Annotated in this window: 14 protein-coding genes, 1 tRNA gene and 1 pseudogene; 4 read left to right on the forward strand and 12 right to left on the reverse strand. The window is 67.1% G+C overall.

Annotated features, from left to right (window positions below; genetic code table 11):
- Window positions 1-117: 117 nt before the first annotated feature.
- The gene (locus ACM0PY_RS02370; protein WP_180883996.1) at window positions 118-498 is read right to left on the reverse strand and encodes a response regulator; all 381 of its coding nucleotides are present in this window, start codon (window positions 496-498) and stop codon (window positions 118-120) included.
- A gap of 132 nt (window positions 499-630) precedes the next feature.
- Here ACM0PY_RS02370 and ACM0PY_RS02375 point away from each other — a divergent pair.
- Window positions 631-716: transfer RNA gene (locus ACM0PY_RS02375), tRNA-Leu, on the forward strand.
- A 270-nt stretch (window positions 717-986) separates the two neighbouring features.
- Window positions 987-1,274: pseudogene (locus tag ACM0PY_RS02380) on the forward strand (hypothetical protein); the annotation flags it as partial.
- On the opposite strand, the gene ACM0PY_RS02385 reads toward ACM0PY_RS02380, so the two are convergent.
- The gene (locus ACM0PY_RS02385) at window positions 1,185-3,011 is read right to left on the reverse strand and encodes a methyl-accepting chemotaxis protein (protein ID WP_414609506.1); all 1,827 of its coding nucleotides are present in this window, start codon (window positions 3,009-3,011) and stop codon (window positions 1,185-1,187) included. The pseudogene ACM0PY_RS02380 and the gene ACM0PY_RS02385 overlap by 90 nt on opposite strands.
- 530 nt (window positions 3,012-3,541) lie before the next feature.
- Between ACM0PY_RS02385 and ACM0PY_RS02390 the strand changes: the two genes are divergently transcribed.
- Both ACM0PY_RS02390 and ACM0PY_RS02395 read left to right on the forward strand, forming a co-directional pair.
- Window positions 3,542-4,630, forward strand: a complete 1,089-nt coding sequence (locus tag ACM0PY_RS02390; RefSeq protein WP_134971798.1) for a DUF5694 domain-containing protein — start codon at window positions 3,542-3,544, stop codon at window positions 4,628-4,630.
- Window positions 4,631-4,691: 61 nt separating this feature from the next.
- Window positions 4,692-4,982, forward strand: coding sequence for a putative quinol monooxygenase (locus ACM0PY_RS02395; RefSeq protein WP_134971796.1), 291 nt, complete (start codon window positions 4,692-4,694; stop codon window positions 4,980-4,982).
- On the opposite strand, the gene ACM0PY_RS02400 is transcribed toward ACM0PY_RS02395, so the two are convergent.
- The 10 genes from ACM0PY_RS02400 to ACM0PY_RS02445 all read right to left on the reverse strand — a co-directional run bounded on the left by ACM0PY_RS02400 (window position 4,924) and on the right by ACM0PY_RS02445 (window position 15,138).
- Window positions 4,924-5,226: a hypothetical protein gene (locus ACM0PY_RS02400; RefSeq protein ID WP_134971794.1), complete on the reverse strand. Its 303-nt coding sequence runs from the start codon at window positions 5,224-5,226 to the stop codon at window positions 4,924-4,926. The two genes, ACM0PY_RS02395 and ACM0PY_RS02400, sit on opposite strands and share 59 nt — an antisense overlap.
- Window positions 5,227-5,288: 62 nt before the next feature.
- Window positions 5,289-7,478, reverse strand: a complete 2,190-nt coding sequence (locus ACM0PY_RS02405) for a PAS domain S-box protein (protein WP_134971792.1) — start codon at window positions 7,476-7,478, stop codon at window positions 5,289-5,291.
- Between the two features lie 208 nt (window positions 7,479-7,686).
- Window positions 7,687-10,074 (reverse strand): Tex family protein, encoded by a 2,388-nt coding sequence (locus ACM0PY_RS02410; protein ID WP_180883994.1) that lies wholly within the window; start codon window positions 10,072-10,074, stop codon window positions 7,687-7,689.
- Between the two features lie 207 nt (window positions 10,075-10,281).
- Entirely contained in the window at window positions 10,282-10,497 is a 216-nt protein-coding gene (locus ACM0PY_RS02415; protein WP_005417149.1) for a hypothetical protein, read from the reverse strand.
- Between the two features lie 767 nt (window positions 10,498-11,264).
- Entirely contained in the window at window positions 11,265-11,669 is a 405-nt protein-coding gene (locus tag ACM0PY_RS02420) for a hypothetical protein (RefSeq protein WP_088123871.1), read from the reverse strand.
- Window positions 11,670-11,713: 44 nt separating this feature from the next.
- A complete protein-coding gene (locus tag ACM0PY_RS02425; protein ID WP_194430536.1) occupies window positions 11,714-11,872 on the reverse strand; it encodes a PspC domain-containing protein in 159 nt (52 codons plus the stop codon).
- A gap of 112 nt (window positions 11,873-11,984) precedes the next feature.
- Window positions 11,985-12,353, reverse strand: a complete 369-nt coding sequence (locus tag ACM0PY_RS02430; protein ID WP_180883987.1) for a YfeK family protein — start codon at window positions 12,351-12,353, stop codon at window positions 11,985-11,987.
- Between the two features lie 34 nt (window positions 12,354-12,387).
- Window positions 12,388-13,455 carry a class III poly(R)-hydroxyalkanoic acid synthase subunit PhaC gene (gene phaC / locus ACM0PY_RS02435; protein WP_180883985.1) on the reverse strand — a complete coding sequence of 356 codons (1,068 nt, stop codon included), beginning with the start codon at window positions 13,453-13,455 and terminating at the stop codon, window positions 12,388-12,390.
- Window positions 13,452-14,501, reverse strand: a complete 1,050-nt coding sequence (gene phaE / locus ACM0PY_RS02440; RefSeq protein WP_180883983.1) for a class III poly(R)-hydroxyalkanoic acid synthase subunit PhaE — start codon at window positions 14,499-14,501, stop codon at window positions 13,452-13,454. Before phaE ends, phaC begins: the two co-directional genes overlap by 4 nt.
- A gap of 22 nt (window positions 14,502-14,523) precedes the next feature.
- Window positions 14,524-15,138, reverse strand: a complete 615-nt coding sequence (locus tag ACM0PY_RS02445) for a CDP-alcohol phosphatidyltransferase family protein (protein ID WP_019660264.1) — start codon at window positions 15,136-15,138, stop codon at window positions 14,524-14,526.
- Between the last annotated feature and the right edge of the window lie 435 nt (window positions 15,139-15,573).

Below are 15,573 nucleotides of genomic sequence, written 5' to 3' on the forward strand. Positions count from 1 at the left end.
ACGCAATTGAAAAACTCCGCCTGGGCGGGGTTCCTGGATCAGGGGTTGCCGCCGAACATCGCAGACGCGAGCATTCAGCCGTCGGCAGTATCCCCCTGCCGGTCCGTGGCGGACGGCTCAGGCCTTGACGCTGGAGCGACCCACCGCTCGCGCCAGCGCGCGTGACAGATCAGCCGACAGGTACGGCTTGACCAGCAGCAGGCCGGCCAACATCGGCGCCGGCAGCTGCTCGGCCAGCATCCCGGTGGCCAGCACGAACGGAATGCCACGCGATGAAAGCGCTGCAGCCACTGGTTCACTGGTCTCGTTGCGGGCCAGCCGGTAATCCAGCAGGGCCACGTCCGGGGTGCTCTGCTCCAGCAGCTGCAGGGCTTCGGACACGCTCGCTGCGAGGCCAACCACGACCGCACCGGCATGCACCAGCTGCATCTGCAGCAGGGCCGCACTCATTTCGTCGTTCTCGACCACCAGCACCCTCAGGTCCTGCAACACTGTCATCGGCTACCGCTCCTGGAGGCAATTGCACGCTGGGAGTATAGCTATCAAGGGGCCAATGCCGACAGGAACCGCCCTCATAGGCCCTCCTACTATGCATCGCCTGCCGACCTCGGTTACACTCGCACGCTGCCTGCCGGTGTGGCGGAATGGTATACGCAGCTGACTCAAAATCAGCCGGGGGTGACCCCATGAAGGTTCGAGTCCTTTCACCGGCACCACTGCATCAAAGGCCAGGTCCATGATCTGGCCTTTTGCATTTCGCGGGCCCGAGCGCCGACACTGGCGAAGGTGCCCCAGCATGCCCTGCCCGCGCGATTGCCCCTCCTGCGGGCGTCCGACGCCGTCGCCTGGTCCCACTACCTCTCGCTGCCGGGCGTGATCGAGCACACCAGCTGGGGCCACGTTTCCGAACGGGCGATGGCGCTGCAGATCGCCCGCCATCTGCCTGACGCATCCGATCAGCGCTGGGCGCTGGGGACGCCAACAACCTGCAGGCGGTCGCCGCGATCCTCGACGGCTGCCCGCAACGCAGTGATGACCTGCTGGCCCGCGACGGCGGCGAGGAATTCATCGCCGCCCTGCCCGCCGCTGAGGCCCATGTGACCATCAGCATCGGCGTAGCCTGGCAGGCCGCGCATGAGCAGGCCGACCCACAAGGCCGGGGAACAGCACTCCGACCGCCGGGCCTAGACCGCGCGCAGCACCGCCGCGCCATGCAGGTGCCCCGCCCCACCCTGCACGCGGAAGCTGGCCACGGTCTGCAGAAGCTGCGCTGACTGCTCCTCCATGCTGCGCGCCGCGGCCGAGGCTTCCTCGACCAGCGCAGCGTTCTGCTGGGTGCCCTGGTCGATCAGATCGACAGCGTGGTTCATCTGCTGGATGTCGTCGCTCTGCTGCTGTGCGGCCGTGCTGATCTCGGACATCAGGTCACTGACCCGGCGCACGTTGAGCACGATCTCGTCCATGGTGCGTCCGGCGCTCTCAACCTGCGCGGTACCGGCGCCGACATTGGCCACCGACGCATCGATCAGCTGCTTGATCTCCTTCGCGGCACTGGCCGAGCGCTGCGACAGTTCGCGGATCTCGGTGGCGACCACGGCGAAGCCACGCCCGTGTTCGCCCGCACGCGCTGCTTCCACCGCCGCGTTCAACGCAAGGATGTTGGTCTGGAAAGCGATGGCGTCGATCACGCCGATGATGTCGACGATGCGCCGCGAGGATGCGTTGATCACCGCCATGGTCTCGACCACTTCGTGCACCACATTGCCGCCGCGCGCAGCGACATCGGCGGCGCCACCGGCCAGCTGACTGGCCTGCCGTGCGTTGCTCGCGGTTCGCTGCACGGTCTCGGCCAAGCCCTTCATCGACACGGCGGTCTCCTCCAGCGACGCTGCCTGCTGCTCGGTGCGCTGCGACAGATCGCTGTTGCCCTGCGCGATCTCGGTGGCACCGACGGCGATGGTGTCGGCGGCGAACTTGATCTGGCAGATGATCGCAGCCATCGCCTCGACCAGCGAATTCACGCCTTCGCACAGCTCGGCGATCGGCCCGTGCTTGTCGGCGGTGGCCACGCGCCGGGTCAGGTCGCCCTCCTTCGCGGCCGCCACCACTTCACGGGTCTGCGCCACGGCGCGCTGCATGGCCTGGTTCTCATGCACCTGCGCGGTGATGTCGGTGGCGTACTTGACGACCTTGAACGGCTTTCCATTGAGATCCAGGATCGGGTTGTAGGACGCCTGGATCCAGACCTCGCGCCCGCCCTTGCCGAGGCGCCGGTACTGGCCGGCATCGTATTCGCCACGGCCGAGCTTCTCCCAGAACTGGCGATACTCGGCACTGCCACGATACTCGGGCTCGACGAACAGCGAGTGGTGCTGGCCACGCACGTCGTCCAGGCTGTAGCCGGTGGCGGCCAGGAAGTTGTCGTTGGCCGAAAGGATGCGACCGTCCATGCCGAACTCGATCACCGCCTGCGACTTGTCGATCGCCGCCAGCTGCCCGGCCGAGTCGGCCGCCTGCAGCTTCTGCGCGGTGATGTCGGTGGCGAACTTGACCACCTTGTAAGGCCGCCCCTGCCGGTCCAGCACCGGGTTGTACGAGGCCTGGATCCAGATCTCGCGCTGGCCCTTGCCGAAGCGCCGGTACTGGCCAGCGTCATATTCGCCACGCCCCAGCCGCGCCCAGAAGTCGCGGTACTCGGCGCTGCGCGCCTGCTCGGGATCGACGAACAGGGAATGATGCTTTCCTTGGATCTCCTCCAGCCGGTAGCCCATCGCCTGCAGGAAGTTGTCATTGGCCTGCAGGATGGTGCCATCGAGGGCGAACTCGATGACCGCCTGAACCCGGTGCAGCGCCGCGACCTGGGCTTCCAGCTCGGCACGGCCGTCGGACACGGCCTCGGCGCCGGTGCGGTGCTGGGGCGCCAGCGCGCCCAGCAGGGCACGCCACGGCGACCAACGGGTATGCAGCTCGGCCGGTGCCTGCGCGCCCGCCGTGAAGCCTGGAATGAGCATTGTCTGATCCTCGGTGTCCGGTAAGCGGTTGCGACCCGACGGGCGGGATGCCCGGCGGCAACTTCAGGTGCCAGGGACTACAGGTGCCGACCGGCACCTCTCGAGCGACTGCCACGAACGTCTGCTGCGGGTGCGATCGGCATCTGGGAGCGGCGGAACACACAGCGCGGGCCGACCATCGGGGACGGCCTGGGGTCCTGCGGCGGGTGACTGGAGCGGGATCCAGAGGGAGTATCGGCGAGGCGATCGGTGGCTTTAGCCGGATTACGCGACGTCCGTCGCAACTTCAGATGCGGCTGCAGGGACGCGGTAGACAATCGCGATGTAATTCACATTCTGCTTACGCTCGGCGGGGACACCGGGTGTCGTCACGGAACATGTCGCGCGTTGCCGCCGTCACTGGGCATAGCCTTGCCGGGCACGATGCAGTTCAAGCGCAAAAGGTTTGCATGACCTACGGGCGATTCCATGGCAGGTGAAAATGGCCAGCATGCAGCGAACCGCAGGACGCTCACTGACACGGAGATCGCATGTTCCCACGCTTGGCCAGCCTCCTGATCCTGGGCCTGTGCAGTAGCGGCGCCCTCGCTGCCGATGCCACCTATAGGCCGGCCTTCCAGCCGGACCAGCTGAAGGGGCCGCCTGTAGGGCGACCGAACGAGGTGCTGGTACTGGGCACCGCCCACCTGTCCGGCCTGCCCAAGTCGTTCCAGCCCGCCTTGCTTGAACCGTTGCTGCAGCGACTGGTCGCCTGGAAGCCCGGGCTGATCGCCACCGAAGACCTGTCCGGCCTCCAGTGCGATTCCATGCGTCGCTACCCGGAACGCTATGCGGAGAGCGTGGCCACCTACTGCTTCGACACCACCGCTGCGCAGGCTGCCACCGGCCTGGACGTGCCTTCAGCGAACGCCCAGGCCGAGCGCCTGCTTGCGACCTGGCCCGACGCGCCGACGCCCACCCAGCGTCGTCGGCTCGCAGCATTGTTCCTGGCAGCGGGCGAACGCGGCTCGGCGCAGGTGCAATGGCTGCGCCTGCCTGCGTCCGAGCGCAAAGCCGGCGATGGGCTGACGCCGGCCCTGGTCGAGATCCTCGGCAAAGGCCTGGTCCGCCGCAATGAAACCAGCCTGATCGCCGCCGTCGTTGCCGCCCGCCTCGGGCATGAACGGCTGTGGGCCGTGGACGACCACACGGCCGATTCTCCCACACCGGCAGAGGATAAGGCGGCGGCCAGTGCAGCCATCACCGGTGCCTGGAACAATACGTACTTGCGGGCGCGACGGGAGGCCGATGAACGCCTCGTGGCCAATCTGGACAAGCCCGGCGGCGTCATGGCGCTGTATCGGGATTACAACAGCCCGGCGGCAGCGATGGCAGCGTACCAGAGCGACTTCGGCGCGACGCTCGTCGAGCCGTCCTCCAAGGCGTTCGGCCGGATGTATGTCGGTTACTGGGAAACCCGCAACCTGCGCATGGTCGCCAACATCCGCGACGTGCTGGGCCTGCACCCTGGCAGCCGAATGCTGGCCATCGTCGGTGCCTCGCACAAGGGCTACTACGAGGCCTACCTCAATCAGATGCACGACGTGCAGCTGGTCAGTACGGACGCAGTATTGCGTTGACCAGGATAGGTGCCGGCCATGCGCTGGCACTATCCTGCAAGGCCCGTCTGCAGGTGCCGACATGCTGAAAGTGATCGCCGAGGATTTCATCCATTCCGATGCGGTGGACACCGTGCTTCCCCTGTACCGCGAGCTGGTCGCATGCACGCAGCGAGAGCCGCTCTGCCTCGGCTATGAACTGTTCGTCGACCAGAAGGACCCCGGGCATTTCGTCTTCATCGAGCAATGGCCGGACCGCGACGCTCTGGATATCCATTGCGCCAGCGAGCACTTCCAGCGTCTGGTGCCTCAGATCAACGCGTTCCAGCGCGCACCGTGCCGGGTCCTGCTGATGGACGCGGCACGGGTGTAGTGCCGGCAGCGAGACGCCCGCCGTCGCCGCGGCCATGCCGCCACAGCAACACGCAGGCCGCAACCGTGCAGGCCAGGCTCAGGACCAGCAGCGCGACCGCGCCTTGCTGCAGCACGGGCAACAACGCCTGCGCGTGCGGGTCGCCGCGCAGCTGTTCGGCGCGCAGGCAGGTGGCCAGCGCCAGGCACCAGCCGACCAGCGCCGGGATGAACATGCGTACCGCAACCGGGTTCCAGGCATTCATAGGTTCACCTGCTTCAGGGGAGATGCGCACAGTATTCGCGCGCGTCCTCTCACAGACTGAGATCAGTCCTGGGCGGCATCGGCATCGTCGCCTGGAAGCTCCGACAGCTCGCCCTGCACCTGCACGTTGTTGCGCCCCAGCGCCTTGGCCCGGTAGCACTGTGCATCGGCAGCGGCCACTGCCTGGTCCACGCTCATGCCCCCCGCCAAGGGCGCGATGCCGATGCTGGCACCGACCCGCAGCCGATGCTGATCCCACGGAATGGACAGCGCTGACAGGGTCTGCAGGAGTTCACCACCGATCCGTGCGGCACGACGCGGCGTACACCCGGACAGGATCACCGCAAACTCGTCGCCGCCCAGCCGCGCCACCACGTCCGAATCACGCACACCATGTCGCAGCACACTGGCCACCGCCCACAGCACGGCATCGCCGGCCAGATGGCCCCAGGTGTCGTTGACCGGCTTGAAGCGGTCCAGATCGATGTACATCAGCGAGGCGGCCTGCCCGGTGCGCTCGACGCGGGTGATCGCCTGCTGCAGGTGCACCTCGAAACCGCGGCGGTTGCTCAGTTCGGTGAGTGGATCGATCTCGGCCAGGTGGCGGGCTTCGCGCTGCCGCGCCCGCTGCTGGGTGTCGTCGCGCAACACCCACACCGCGCCGCGCACATGGCCCTCGTCATCGCGCAACCAGGCCCGCGTCAGGTCCACCGGCACCGTTGCCGTGCCCAGGCGCAGCAGCAGGTCGGCGTGCAGGTCCACCGCGTTGCTCTCCGGGTCCAGCAGTACCGACACATCCAGTACCGAGCCGGGCGCGTACTCGGTGGTCAGCGCCAGCACGTCCTGCACCCTGTGCCCGGCCAGCGACAGCGCGCCATCACCGGCCAGGGTGCGTACCGCGGCCGCGTTGGCATAGTCGATGCGGCCGTCAAGATTGACGCTGAGCACCAGGTCGGCCACCGCATCCAGGGTGATGCGGCTGCGCTGTTCGCTCTCGAACAGGCGTTGCTCACTGCTGCGCTGGGCGGTGATGTCCTGGATCTGCGACACGAAATGCAGCGGCTGGCCATGCTCGCTGCGCACCAGCGACACCGACAGCCGCGCCCAGATGATGCGGCCGTCGCGGTCGAGATAGCGCTTCTCAAGGTGGTAATGGCTGCGCCGTCCGGCCAGAAGATCCTGCACCAGGGCCAGGTCGGTCTGCAGGTCATCGGGATGGGTCAGGCGCTGGAAATCGACCTGCAGCAGCTCTTCGCGCGGGTAACCCAGGATCCGGCACAGCGCATCATTGACGTCCAGCCAACGCCCCTCCAGCGACACCAGCGCCATGCCCAGCGCCGCCGACGTGAATGCACCGGCGAACTTCTCCGCCGACAGCCGCGCCTCGGCCCGTGCCTGCAGGATTTCGGTGATGTCGATGGCCATGCCGACGTAGCCGATGCGTGCGCCATCGGCACCTTCCATGCGGCTGATCGACAGGCGCACCTGGCGTGGCAGCCCCTCCTTGCGCAGCAACGTCCACTGCCGCGAGTAGGTCTGCCCGTCAGCGCGAGCACTGAGCGCTTCGAACACGTCGGGAAGGTTGCCCTCGGCATCGGCCAGCGGCTCCAGCCAGGCCTTCAGTTCCTCCGGATCGTGGAAGGCATCGAGCCGGCGCTGGCCGACCACCTCCGCTGCGCTGTAGCCCAGCAGGCGCTCCGCACCCGTGTTGAACAGGGTGATGGTGCCATCGGTACCGGTAGCGATCACCGCTACCTCATCGGACGCATCGACCACGGCCTGCAGGCGTTGGCGGGTTTCGGCCGCGTCCTGTCTCGCCTGCTGCAGCTCGGTGACGTCGGCATGGGCACCGGCCATCCACAGCGGCTTGCCCTGCCCGTCCCATTCAAAGACGCGGCCACGGTCCTGGATCCAGATCCACTGGCCGTTCCTGTGGCGCATGCGCAGCAGGCAGGCGTAGTTGTCGCTGCGCCCTTGGAAATGGTCGTCCAGCGCAGCATCGGACAACGCAATGTCATCGGGATGGACCAGCCTCAGGAACGTCTTCTGGCAGATGGGTTCCAGCTCTTCCAGGCGGTAACCGACGATCTCGGCCCAGCGCGCATTGACCCGCATCTCGCCGGTCTGCACGTTCCATTCCCAGGTTCCCGCGGCGGTACCGTCGATGATCATCGCCAGGCGGCGACGCTCTTCCGCCAGCTCCTGCAGGCGGCGCTCCAGCAGTCCATTGCCGTGGATGCCCTGGCCCGGCATCAATCCGGTCTCCTGCCGGCACGGGCAGGCGCCGACCGCAGCGCAGCGCTGCGACCGCCGGTACGAGCAACGGGTGGTGCTGGCGTCATGGCCCTCCCCAGCAACAGCGGGGTGGCCGGACGCCTCCCCTCAAGCGCAAGTGTGCGCAATCACGGGGAAAATCGACAAGTCCCCCGCCACGAATCAAGTGTGACGGGGAACGCGGTCCTCAACTGCGCTTGGCGCGCGCGAAGGCCTCGGCCAGGGCGTTGTTGGCCGGGGCCGCGGACGCGGCGGGACGGCCACCATTGCCTTGGCCCCGGTTCAGCCCGCGGTTCTGGCCGCCTGCATCGCGGCGCGGACCCTGCCCATGGCCGCGCTCATCACGCTGTCCCGGGCGGCTGGTGGCTTGCCCGGGGGTATCGTCCAGGCGCCGGGTCAGGGCGATGCGCTTGCGCGCCACGTCCACCTCCAGCACCTTCACCTTGACGATATCGCCGGCCTTGACCACGTCGCGCGGGTCCTTCACGAACGTATCGGAAAGCGCCGAGATGTGGATCAGGCCATCCTGGTGCACACCGATATCGACGAAGGCACCGAAGGCCGCCACGTTGCTGACCACACCCTCGAGCACCATGCCCTCGCGCAGGTCCTTGATGTCCTCGACGCCCTCGGCGAAGCGTGCCGCCTTGAACTCGGGGCGTGGGTCTCGGCCCGGCTTCTCCAGTTCCTTGAGGATGTCACGCACGGTCGGCACGCCGAAGGTGGCATCGGTGAACTGCTCGGCCTTCAGGCCGCGCAGGAAGCTGCCATCACCGATCAGCGCCTTGATCGGGCGCGCGGTGCTGGCCACGATGCGCTCGACCACCGGGTAGGCTTCCGGGTGTACCGCCGAAGCATCCAGCGGTTCATCACCGTCGGCAATGCGCAGGAAGCCCGCGCACTGTTCAAAGGTCTTCTCGCCCAGGCGCGCGACCTTCAGCAGGTCCTTGCGGCGCTTGAACGGGCCGTTCGCATCACGGTGGCGCACGATGTTCTCGGCCACCGTGGCCGACAGGCCGGACACCCGCGACAACAGTGCAGCCGAAGCGGTGTTCACGTACACGCCCACCGCGTTCACGCAGTCCTCCACGCGGGCATCCAGCGCGCGCGCCAGGCGGTACTGATCCACATCGTGCTGGTACTGGCCGACACCGATCGCCTTGGGTTCGATCTTCACCAGTTCGGCCAGCGGGTCCTGCAGGCGGCGGGCGATCGACACCGCCCCACGTAGCGACACGTCCAGCTCCGGGAACTCCCTGGCCGCGAACTCGGACGCCGAGTACACCGACGCCCCGGCCTCGCTGACCACTACCTTCTGCAGCTTCGGGTTGGCAGCGGCCTTGATCGCTTCACCGGCCAGCTTGTCGGTTTCGCGGCTGGCAGTGCCGTTGCCGATCGCGATCAGTTCCACGTTGTGCTTGGCGCACAGCTGCTTGATCGTCTGCAGCGACTGCTCCCACTGGCGACGCGGCTCGTGCGGGTAGATGGTGTCGGTGGCGACCAGCTTGCCGGTGGCATCGACCACGGCGATCTTGCAGCCGGTGCGGATGCCCGGGTCCATTCCGAGCACGGTCTTCGGGCCGGCGGGTGCCGCCAGCAACAGGTCCTTCAGGTTGTCGCCGAACACCGCGATGGCTTCGGCTTCGGCCTTTTCGCGGGCCTGGTTGAACAGGTCCAGCAGCAGATGGGTGTGCAGCTTGGCACGCCAGGTCAGCCGGCACGCATCCAGCAGCCAGCGGTCGGCGGCACGGCCCTGGTCGGCGATGCCGGCCTTGCGCGCCACGCGTCCTTCGGCGTACTGATGGCCAGCCTCGGCATCGCTGCCCGGCTCCAGTTCCAGGAACAGGATCTCCTCGCGGCGCGCACGGAACAGTGCCAGCAAGCGATGCGACGGAATCTTCGCCAGCGCCTCGGCATGCTCGAAGTAGTCGCGGTACTTGGCGCCCTCGGTTTCCTTGCCCTCGGCGACGCGGGCACGGATCACGCCGGTCTCGCCCAGCCAGGTGCGCAGTTCACCGACCAGCGCGGCGTCTTCGCCCCAGCGCTCCATCAGGATCGCGCGCGCGCCTTCCAACGCGGACTTGGCGTCGGCCACGCCCTTGTCGGCGTCGACGAAGGTGGCCGCGAACGTCTGCGGGTCCTGCGTCGGGTCGGCCAGCAGGCCATCGGCCAACGGCTCCAGGCCGGCCTCGCGGGCGATCTGCGCACGGGTGCGGCGCTTGGGCTTGTACGGCAGGTACAGGTCTTCCAGCCGGCTCTTGGTATCGGCGGCCAGGATGTCATTGCGCAGCTCGTCACTGAGCTTGCCCTGCTCGCCGATGCTGGCCAGCACCGCCGCGCGACGGTCCTCCAGCTCGCGCAGGTAGGTCAGCCGGGTTTCCAGGTTGCGCAGCTGGGTGTCGTCCAGGCCACCGGTCACTTCCTTGCGGTAGCGCGCGATGAACGGAACGCTGGCGCCTTCGTCGAGCAGGCCGACGGCGGCGCGTACCTGGGCGGACTGGGCACCGATTTCGTCGGCGATGGTCTGGGCGATCTGCTGGGCGAGCGCGCTCTGGGCGTTCTTGGCGTCGTGCATTGCTTCAGGTCTGTGCCGCGTTTCGGGAAGCCCCCATTCTGGCAATCCGCGACGGAGCCGGACAAGCCATTGACAGGGGGCGAGGTTCAGCGGCGAAGCCGGATTGGACGCCGGCATCCTGGCAAAGAGCGGGCTCGGACTGGCCCGGGGCTGGGATGCCGGCGCGGGCGCGCGATGGTGGGCGCGCCCTGCCGCGTGTTGCGACGGTCAGCGGTAGTGGCGGGCGGCGCGCTGCATGACGATGTCGTCACGCATGCCTTCCAGGGCCATCAGGCGGACCTTGCCGACACCCTGCAGTTCCATGAACCGCTCCGTGTAGAACTCCGGCCCCAGCGCGGTGTCGGCGCGGGATTTGCTGAAGCCGTAGGGCACCACGCCCTTCTCGCCATCCTTGCTACCACCGACATAAAGAACGATTGCCATGTGATGTCTTCCTCCAAATTGCTACTGCGTACTGCGTTCGATGAGCGATGCTGCGAGCTCATCGAGGGAGAGCTTACCGCGTCGAACCTGACTGGAACGTCACGAAGGCTAATGACGATCGGTTGCATGCAGATGACTGCGGGATCGCAGCAGAATGCTTACGGATCTTTAACTTCCGGCTAACGAATCGGTGGGGGATTCCCGCCAACGGCGCAGCCCCTCATGGGTGGTTTGGTTGGTTGCGGAAAGCCGGTTTCCTGTGGGCTGGCCGGGAGGGTGGGTAGGCCGGGGACGCCGTGAACCCATCCATGGGGGCTTGGCCGCGGCATTCATGCCGCGGACACCCCGCCCTACCCACCCTCCCGGCCGCTGACAGATTCGTGGTGCCTGCCGCCACCCACGGAGAAGACAAAAGAAGATCAAAAGCAAAAGCAGCTTGGCCGGCTGCTTTTTGTAGAGCCGAGCCCACGCTCGGCTGCTTCCTGGCCCTGTCGCGAAGCCGAGCGCAGGCTCGGCTCTACACGAGCAAGCGCAGCGCGCGACCCGCTTCTGCTGTTCTTTTTCTTTTCCGTGGGTGGTGCAGGCCACAGCCATCTGTCAGAGGGCGGTCGGGTTGGGTTCGCGGGGGTGTCCGCGGCATGAATGCCGCGGCTAAGCCCCCATGGATGGGTTCGCGGCGTCCCCGCCGGCCCCACCCACTCGGCCAGCCCCCAGGAAGCAGGCATTCCGCGACCAAAGCTACGAGGGGCTGCGCCGCTGGCTTGAAACTACGGCCACCAGCCACGCCCGAACCGGGCGAAATGATCGGCCGCCCGCTCGAACGGATTGCGTGCACTCACCCCGCCGCACAGCAGGTACACCGGCAGGTACAGCGGCCCCAGCACCATGTACTGGTAAACGTGCGCGCGCTCGTGGTCGTCCAGCCGGATCAGCGGCTCCACGCCCCACCCCGCCTGATGCGCATAGGTCCGGCAACAGATGCCGAGGTCATGGCCGGTATGCAGGATCACGTTGCCCAGGGTGATCGCACCGCCCGGCCCCCACGGCCAGTGATCGAACACCACGGCGCAGTCCCGCCCGCTCCAGCGCAGCGTCGCGCCGCCGAGCATGCCAGCCAGGCCGCCGATCAGGCCGATCAGTGTGTTGGGCAGCGTCCATGCGGCGCCCAGCATCTGCAGCGCGCGCAGCCAGAGCGGCCAGGATCGGGCGGCGGTGTTCAATCCGCCTCGTTCGGAATCAGCAGCCACAGGATCAGGTAGATCAGAATGCCGGGGAAGGCGGCCGAGCCGATCGATACCAGCACGAACACGATCCGCACCAGGGTGGGGTTCCAGCCGAAGCGATGGGCAATGCCGCCCATCACGCCGGCAATCATGCGGTCGTTCAATGAACGCGACAGCGTCTTGGGCGTGGTGTTCACGGCGGTGTCTCCTCGGCTTGCGGGCAGAATCAGTCGAGCACGCCGCGACTCTACACCGCCTCCATGTCTACGGCGTGCGGAGACGCAGCGCCTGCAGGCGCGCACCGAACCAGGCGGCCGCGGTCTGCTCAGGCTGCCCCGGGCACTGGATGCGGTAAGGCTTGCCGCTCATGCTGCTCTGGCTGGCGGCGCGCTCGATGAACTGCTCGGCGCTGTCCACCATGTCCTTCTTCAGCAGGTAGTCATACTTGCGCTGCAGATGGGCGCGCGCATCGCTGCCGTCGTACCAGCTGCCATTGCGCTGGAACCGGCACTGCGAGCCGTCCAGGCTGGAGATCAGCTGGGCTATCTCCCGGCGTGCATCGGCACTGGGTGCGGCGTGGGCAAGTGGTGCTGCCAGCAGTGGCGCAAGAATCAACAAAGTCCGGTACGTCATCATCCCCCCCAGGTCGGTCGAGCATGGCTCGACTCTACAGGTCGCGTGCCTTCAACCAGCCATCAATCGTGGCCGGCACTTCGCGCTGGGCGCGGCCGGACACGTAGATACCAATATGGCCACCGCGGAAACTGGACTCGGTGTAGTCGTCCGTGCCCAGGCGCCCACGCATCGCGCGCGAGGCGTCCGGCGGTACCAGATGGTCCTGCTCGGCATAGATGTTCAGCACCGGCAAGGTCACCTGCGACAGATCCACCGCTTCCTCGCCGATCCGCACCGTACCGTTCACCAGGCCGTTGCCCTGGTAGAACTGCTTGATGAAATCGCGGAACGCCTCGCCCGCCAGGTCCGGTGAATCGAAGATCCACTTCTCCATGCGCAGGAAGTCCTCAAGCGCTGCCTTGTCATCGAGGATGTCGAGCAGGCCGACGTACTTCTGCACGTTCAGGCGGAATGGCTTGAGCATCAGGTAACTGGCGTTCATCAGGTCGGCCGGGATGTTGCCCAGCGTGTCGACCAGCAGGTCCACGTCCACCTGCCGCGCCCAATGCGAGAGCATGTTGTCGGCCGTCTGGAAGTCGACCGGGGTGACCATGGTGATCAGCTTGCCCAGCTTCTGCCGGCGCAGCGCGGCGTAGCAGAGTGCGAACACGCCGCCCTGGCAGATACCCAGCAGGTCCACCGGGCCACGACTGCGCACGCGCAGGGCATCCACTGCACCATCGATATAGCGCAGCAGGTAGTCCTCCAGCGTCTGGAAGCGCTCCGAGCGATCCGGGTAGCCCCAGTCCAGCACGTACACATCCTGCCCAAGCGCCAACAACTTCTGCACCAGCGAGCGGTCGGCCTGCAGGTCGACCATGTACGGCCGGTTGACCAGCGCGTAGACGATCAGCAGCGGCGTGCGCCGGGTCGGCGCCTGTTCGCCGACGAAGCGGTAGAGCACCACCTTGCCGTCGCGCCACACTTCCTCGCGGGCGGTCACGCCATAGTCAACGTCTTCCACCTGCGGCAGCAGCTTCAGCCCTTCCATCAGCTTGCGCTGCATGGCCAGGGTCTCCTGCATCAGGTCATCGGCGTTGAAGCCCAGCGGTCCCTTCATCGGTCACGCGCCCGTGAGGTGGTGCGAGATTCGGACTTTTTGGCAGCCGCCTTCTTTGCCGGCGCGGCCCTCTTCGCGGCCTTGCGGGCGGCTGGCTTCACCTTCGCCGGCGTCGGCTGCGCCACCGGATCGACCGCAGCGGTTCCAGCTAGCACCGCCACTTGTGCCTGCAGCCGGCGCAGGCTGCGCTCCAGTTCGGCGATGCGGCGGTGTGCGGCATCCATCTCGCTGCGGGTCGGCAGGCCGATACGTTCACTCATCTGTTCCACCTCGCGCTGCAGGCCGGCACGCAGGCGCATCTGCGCGTTGCCCAGCGAGGCGTACACCTGCTGGAACGGTTCGGACATGGCGACCTTGGCGTAGGCCTCCTCGGCCACTTCGATCCACAGGTCGAACATCGCGCGGGCGCTGGTCAGCTGGCTGCCCGGCTGTTCGTGCTCGGCCAGGCGCTGCTCGAACAGCGCAAATGCCTCGTCCAATGCCCGCTTGATCTGGTCGACATAGGCGCGCGAATGCTGCTGGTATTCTTCCTGCGCACGCAGCAGGGCCTGCCAGCGCGCCTGGTGCTCGCGGCCGGGGCCGAATGCCGGGCTCTGCAGCCACGGGCCCGCCTGCAACTGGAACTGCTGCAGCCATGCGGCGAATTCAGGTACTGCGGCACCGGCGTGGGTGCTGCCGCGGGCCCCCTGCAGCATCCATTGCAGCATGCCGTCGCCCTGCCCCTGCACCGCCTCGCGCCAGGCCTGGGCCACCTCTGCACTGCTGGCGTCGCGGCCGGCAAACCGAGCGGCGACCTCCTGCATGGTGCCGTACCAGCTGCCCGCCTGTTCGCGGAACCGGCGCACGGCATCTTCAGGCGCGCCCGGCCCCTGTTCGGGCAGCAGCTGGCCCCACCAGTCGAACAGCCGCTGCCAGCTGCCCGGGTCGTCGCCCGCCGGTGCGCCGGGCGTGCCCGCGTGACGCAGGGCATCGCCCCAGGCGCCGAAGTACTGCCGGGCCAGGGTCTCGAAATCGCTGCTGCCGGCGTCGTGGGCCGAGCTGGTCATCGCAGGCCTCCGCAGGGTTGGCTCATGGCTTGGGGATACGCAGGGTCTTGCTGATCATCAGCGACCCGGACAGGGCGAACAGCAGCACCATCGGGTGCAGCTGCCACGGGCCGATCTGCCACTGGCCGAACCAGATGTTCTGGCCGATGGCATCGGTGCCGGCGGCGATCGCCAGCACGATCACCAGCACCAGGCTGGTCGGGATTGGGGTGCCCTCGAAATACGTGACCTTGCCCTCGTCGCCGGTCATTGCCTCAGCAGTGACGTTGTAGCGTGCCAGGCGGCTGACACCGCAGCAGACGAAGTAGCTCAGCACCAGCCAGTCCCAGCCACCCTGCATGCCGCAGGCATAGGCCAGCGCCGCTGGGGCCACCCCGAAGGAGATCACGTCGGACAGCGAGTCCAGCTCGCGGCCAAGGGTGGAGCTGGACTTGCGCCAGCGCGCGATGCGCCCATCAAGGGCGTCGAAGATGAAGGCCAACGGGATCAGCGCCATGCCGAACAGCAGGTAGCCGCGCTCGCCATCCTGCAGGAAGCGCATCGCAGCGAAGACCGCACCGGTGCCGCAGAAAGCATTGGCCAGGGTGAACCAGTCGGCCAGCTGGAATTCGCGCAGCATCGAGAAGTGACGTTTCATGGGGACTCACGGAGCATCAAGGCCCACAGGTTACCGCGAGCGCCGCCGCTGGGGACAGCGCTGACGGGGCCACCTTCACCGCCCCCTCACCCGCCCTCACCGGCGGTGAATTTTTCGCCACCCATCTTGACAGCCTAGGGGGGTGGCGCCTGTCGCGGCTTATCCACAAAGTTGCCCACGCGTAATCCACACCCCCTGTGGACAACCAGATCTCACCGACTGCGATGGTGGACATTTCCTCATCACCCTGACGCGGGGTTTCCCTACTTCCCAAGCCGCGAGGTCGGCGCTATGGTCACCGGCGGGCCCGCCGCCACGTCCGATTCCTGGTGACGGACGATGATGATGCCGGATGCTTCCACCTGCTGCTGGCGCAGCGGCCCTGAAGTGGTAGAGCCGGCCGCTGGCCGGCTGCCCCTGCCATTCCGGAGTGCC

The organism is Stenotrophomonas sp. BR163, from assembly GCF_047520985.2.
Lineage (GTDB): Bacteria > Pseudomonadota > Gammaproteobacteria > Xanthomonadales > Xanthomonadaceae > Stenotrophomonas > Stenotrophomonas sepilia.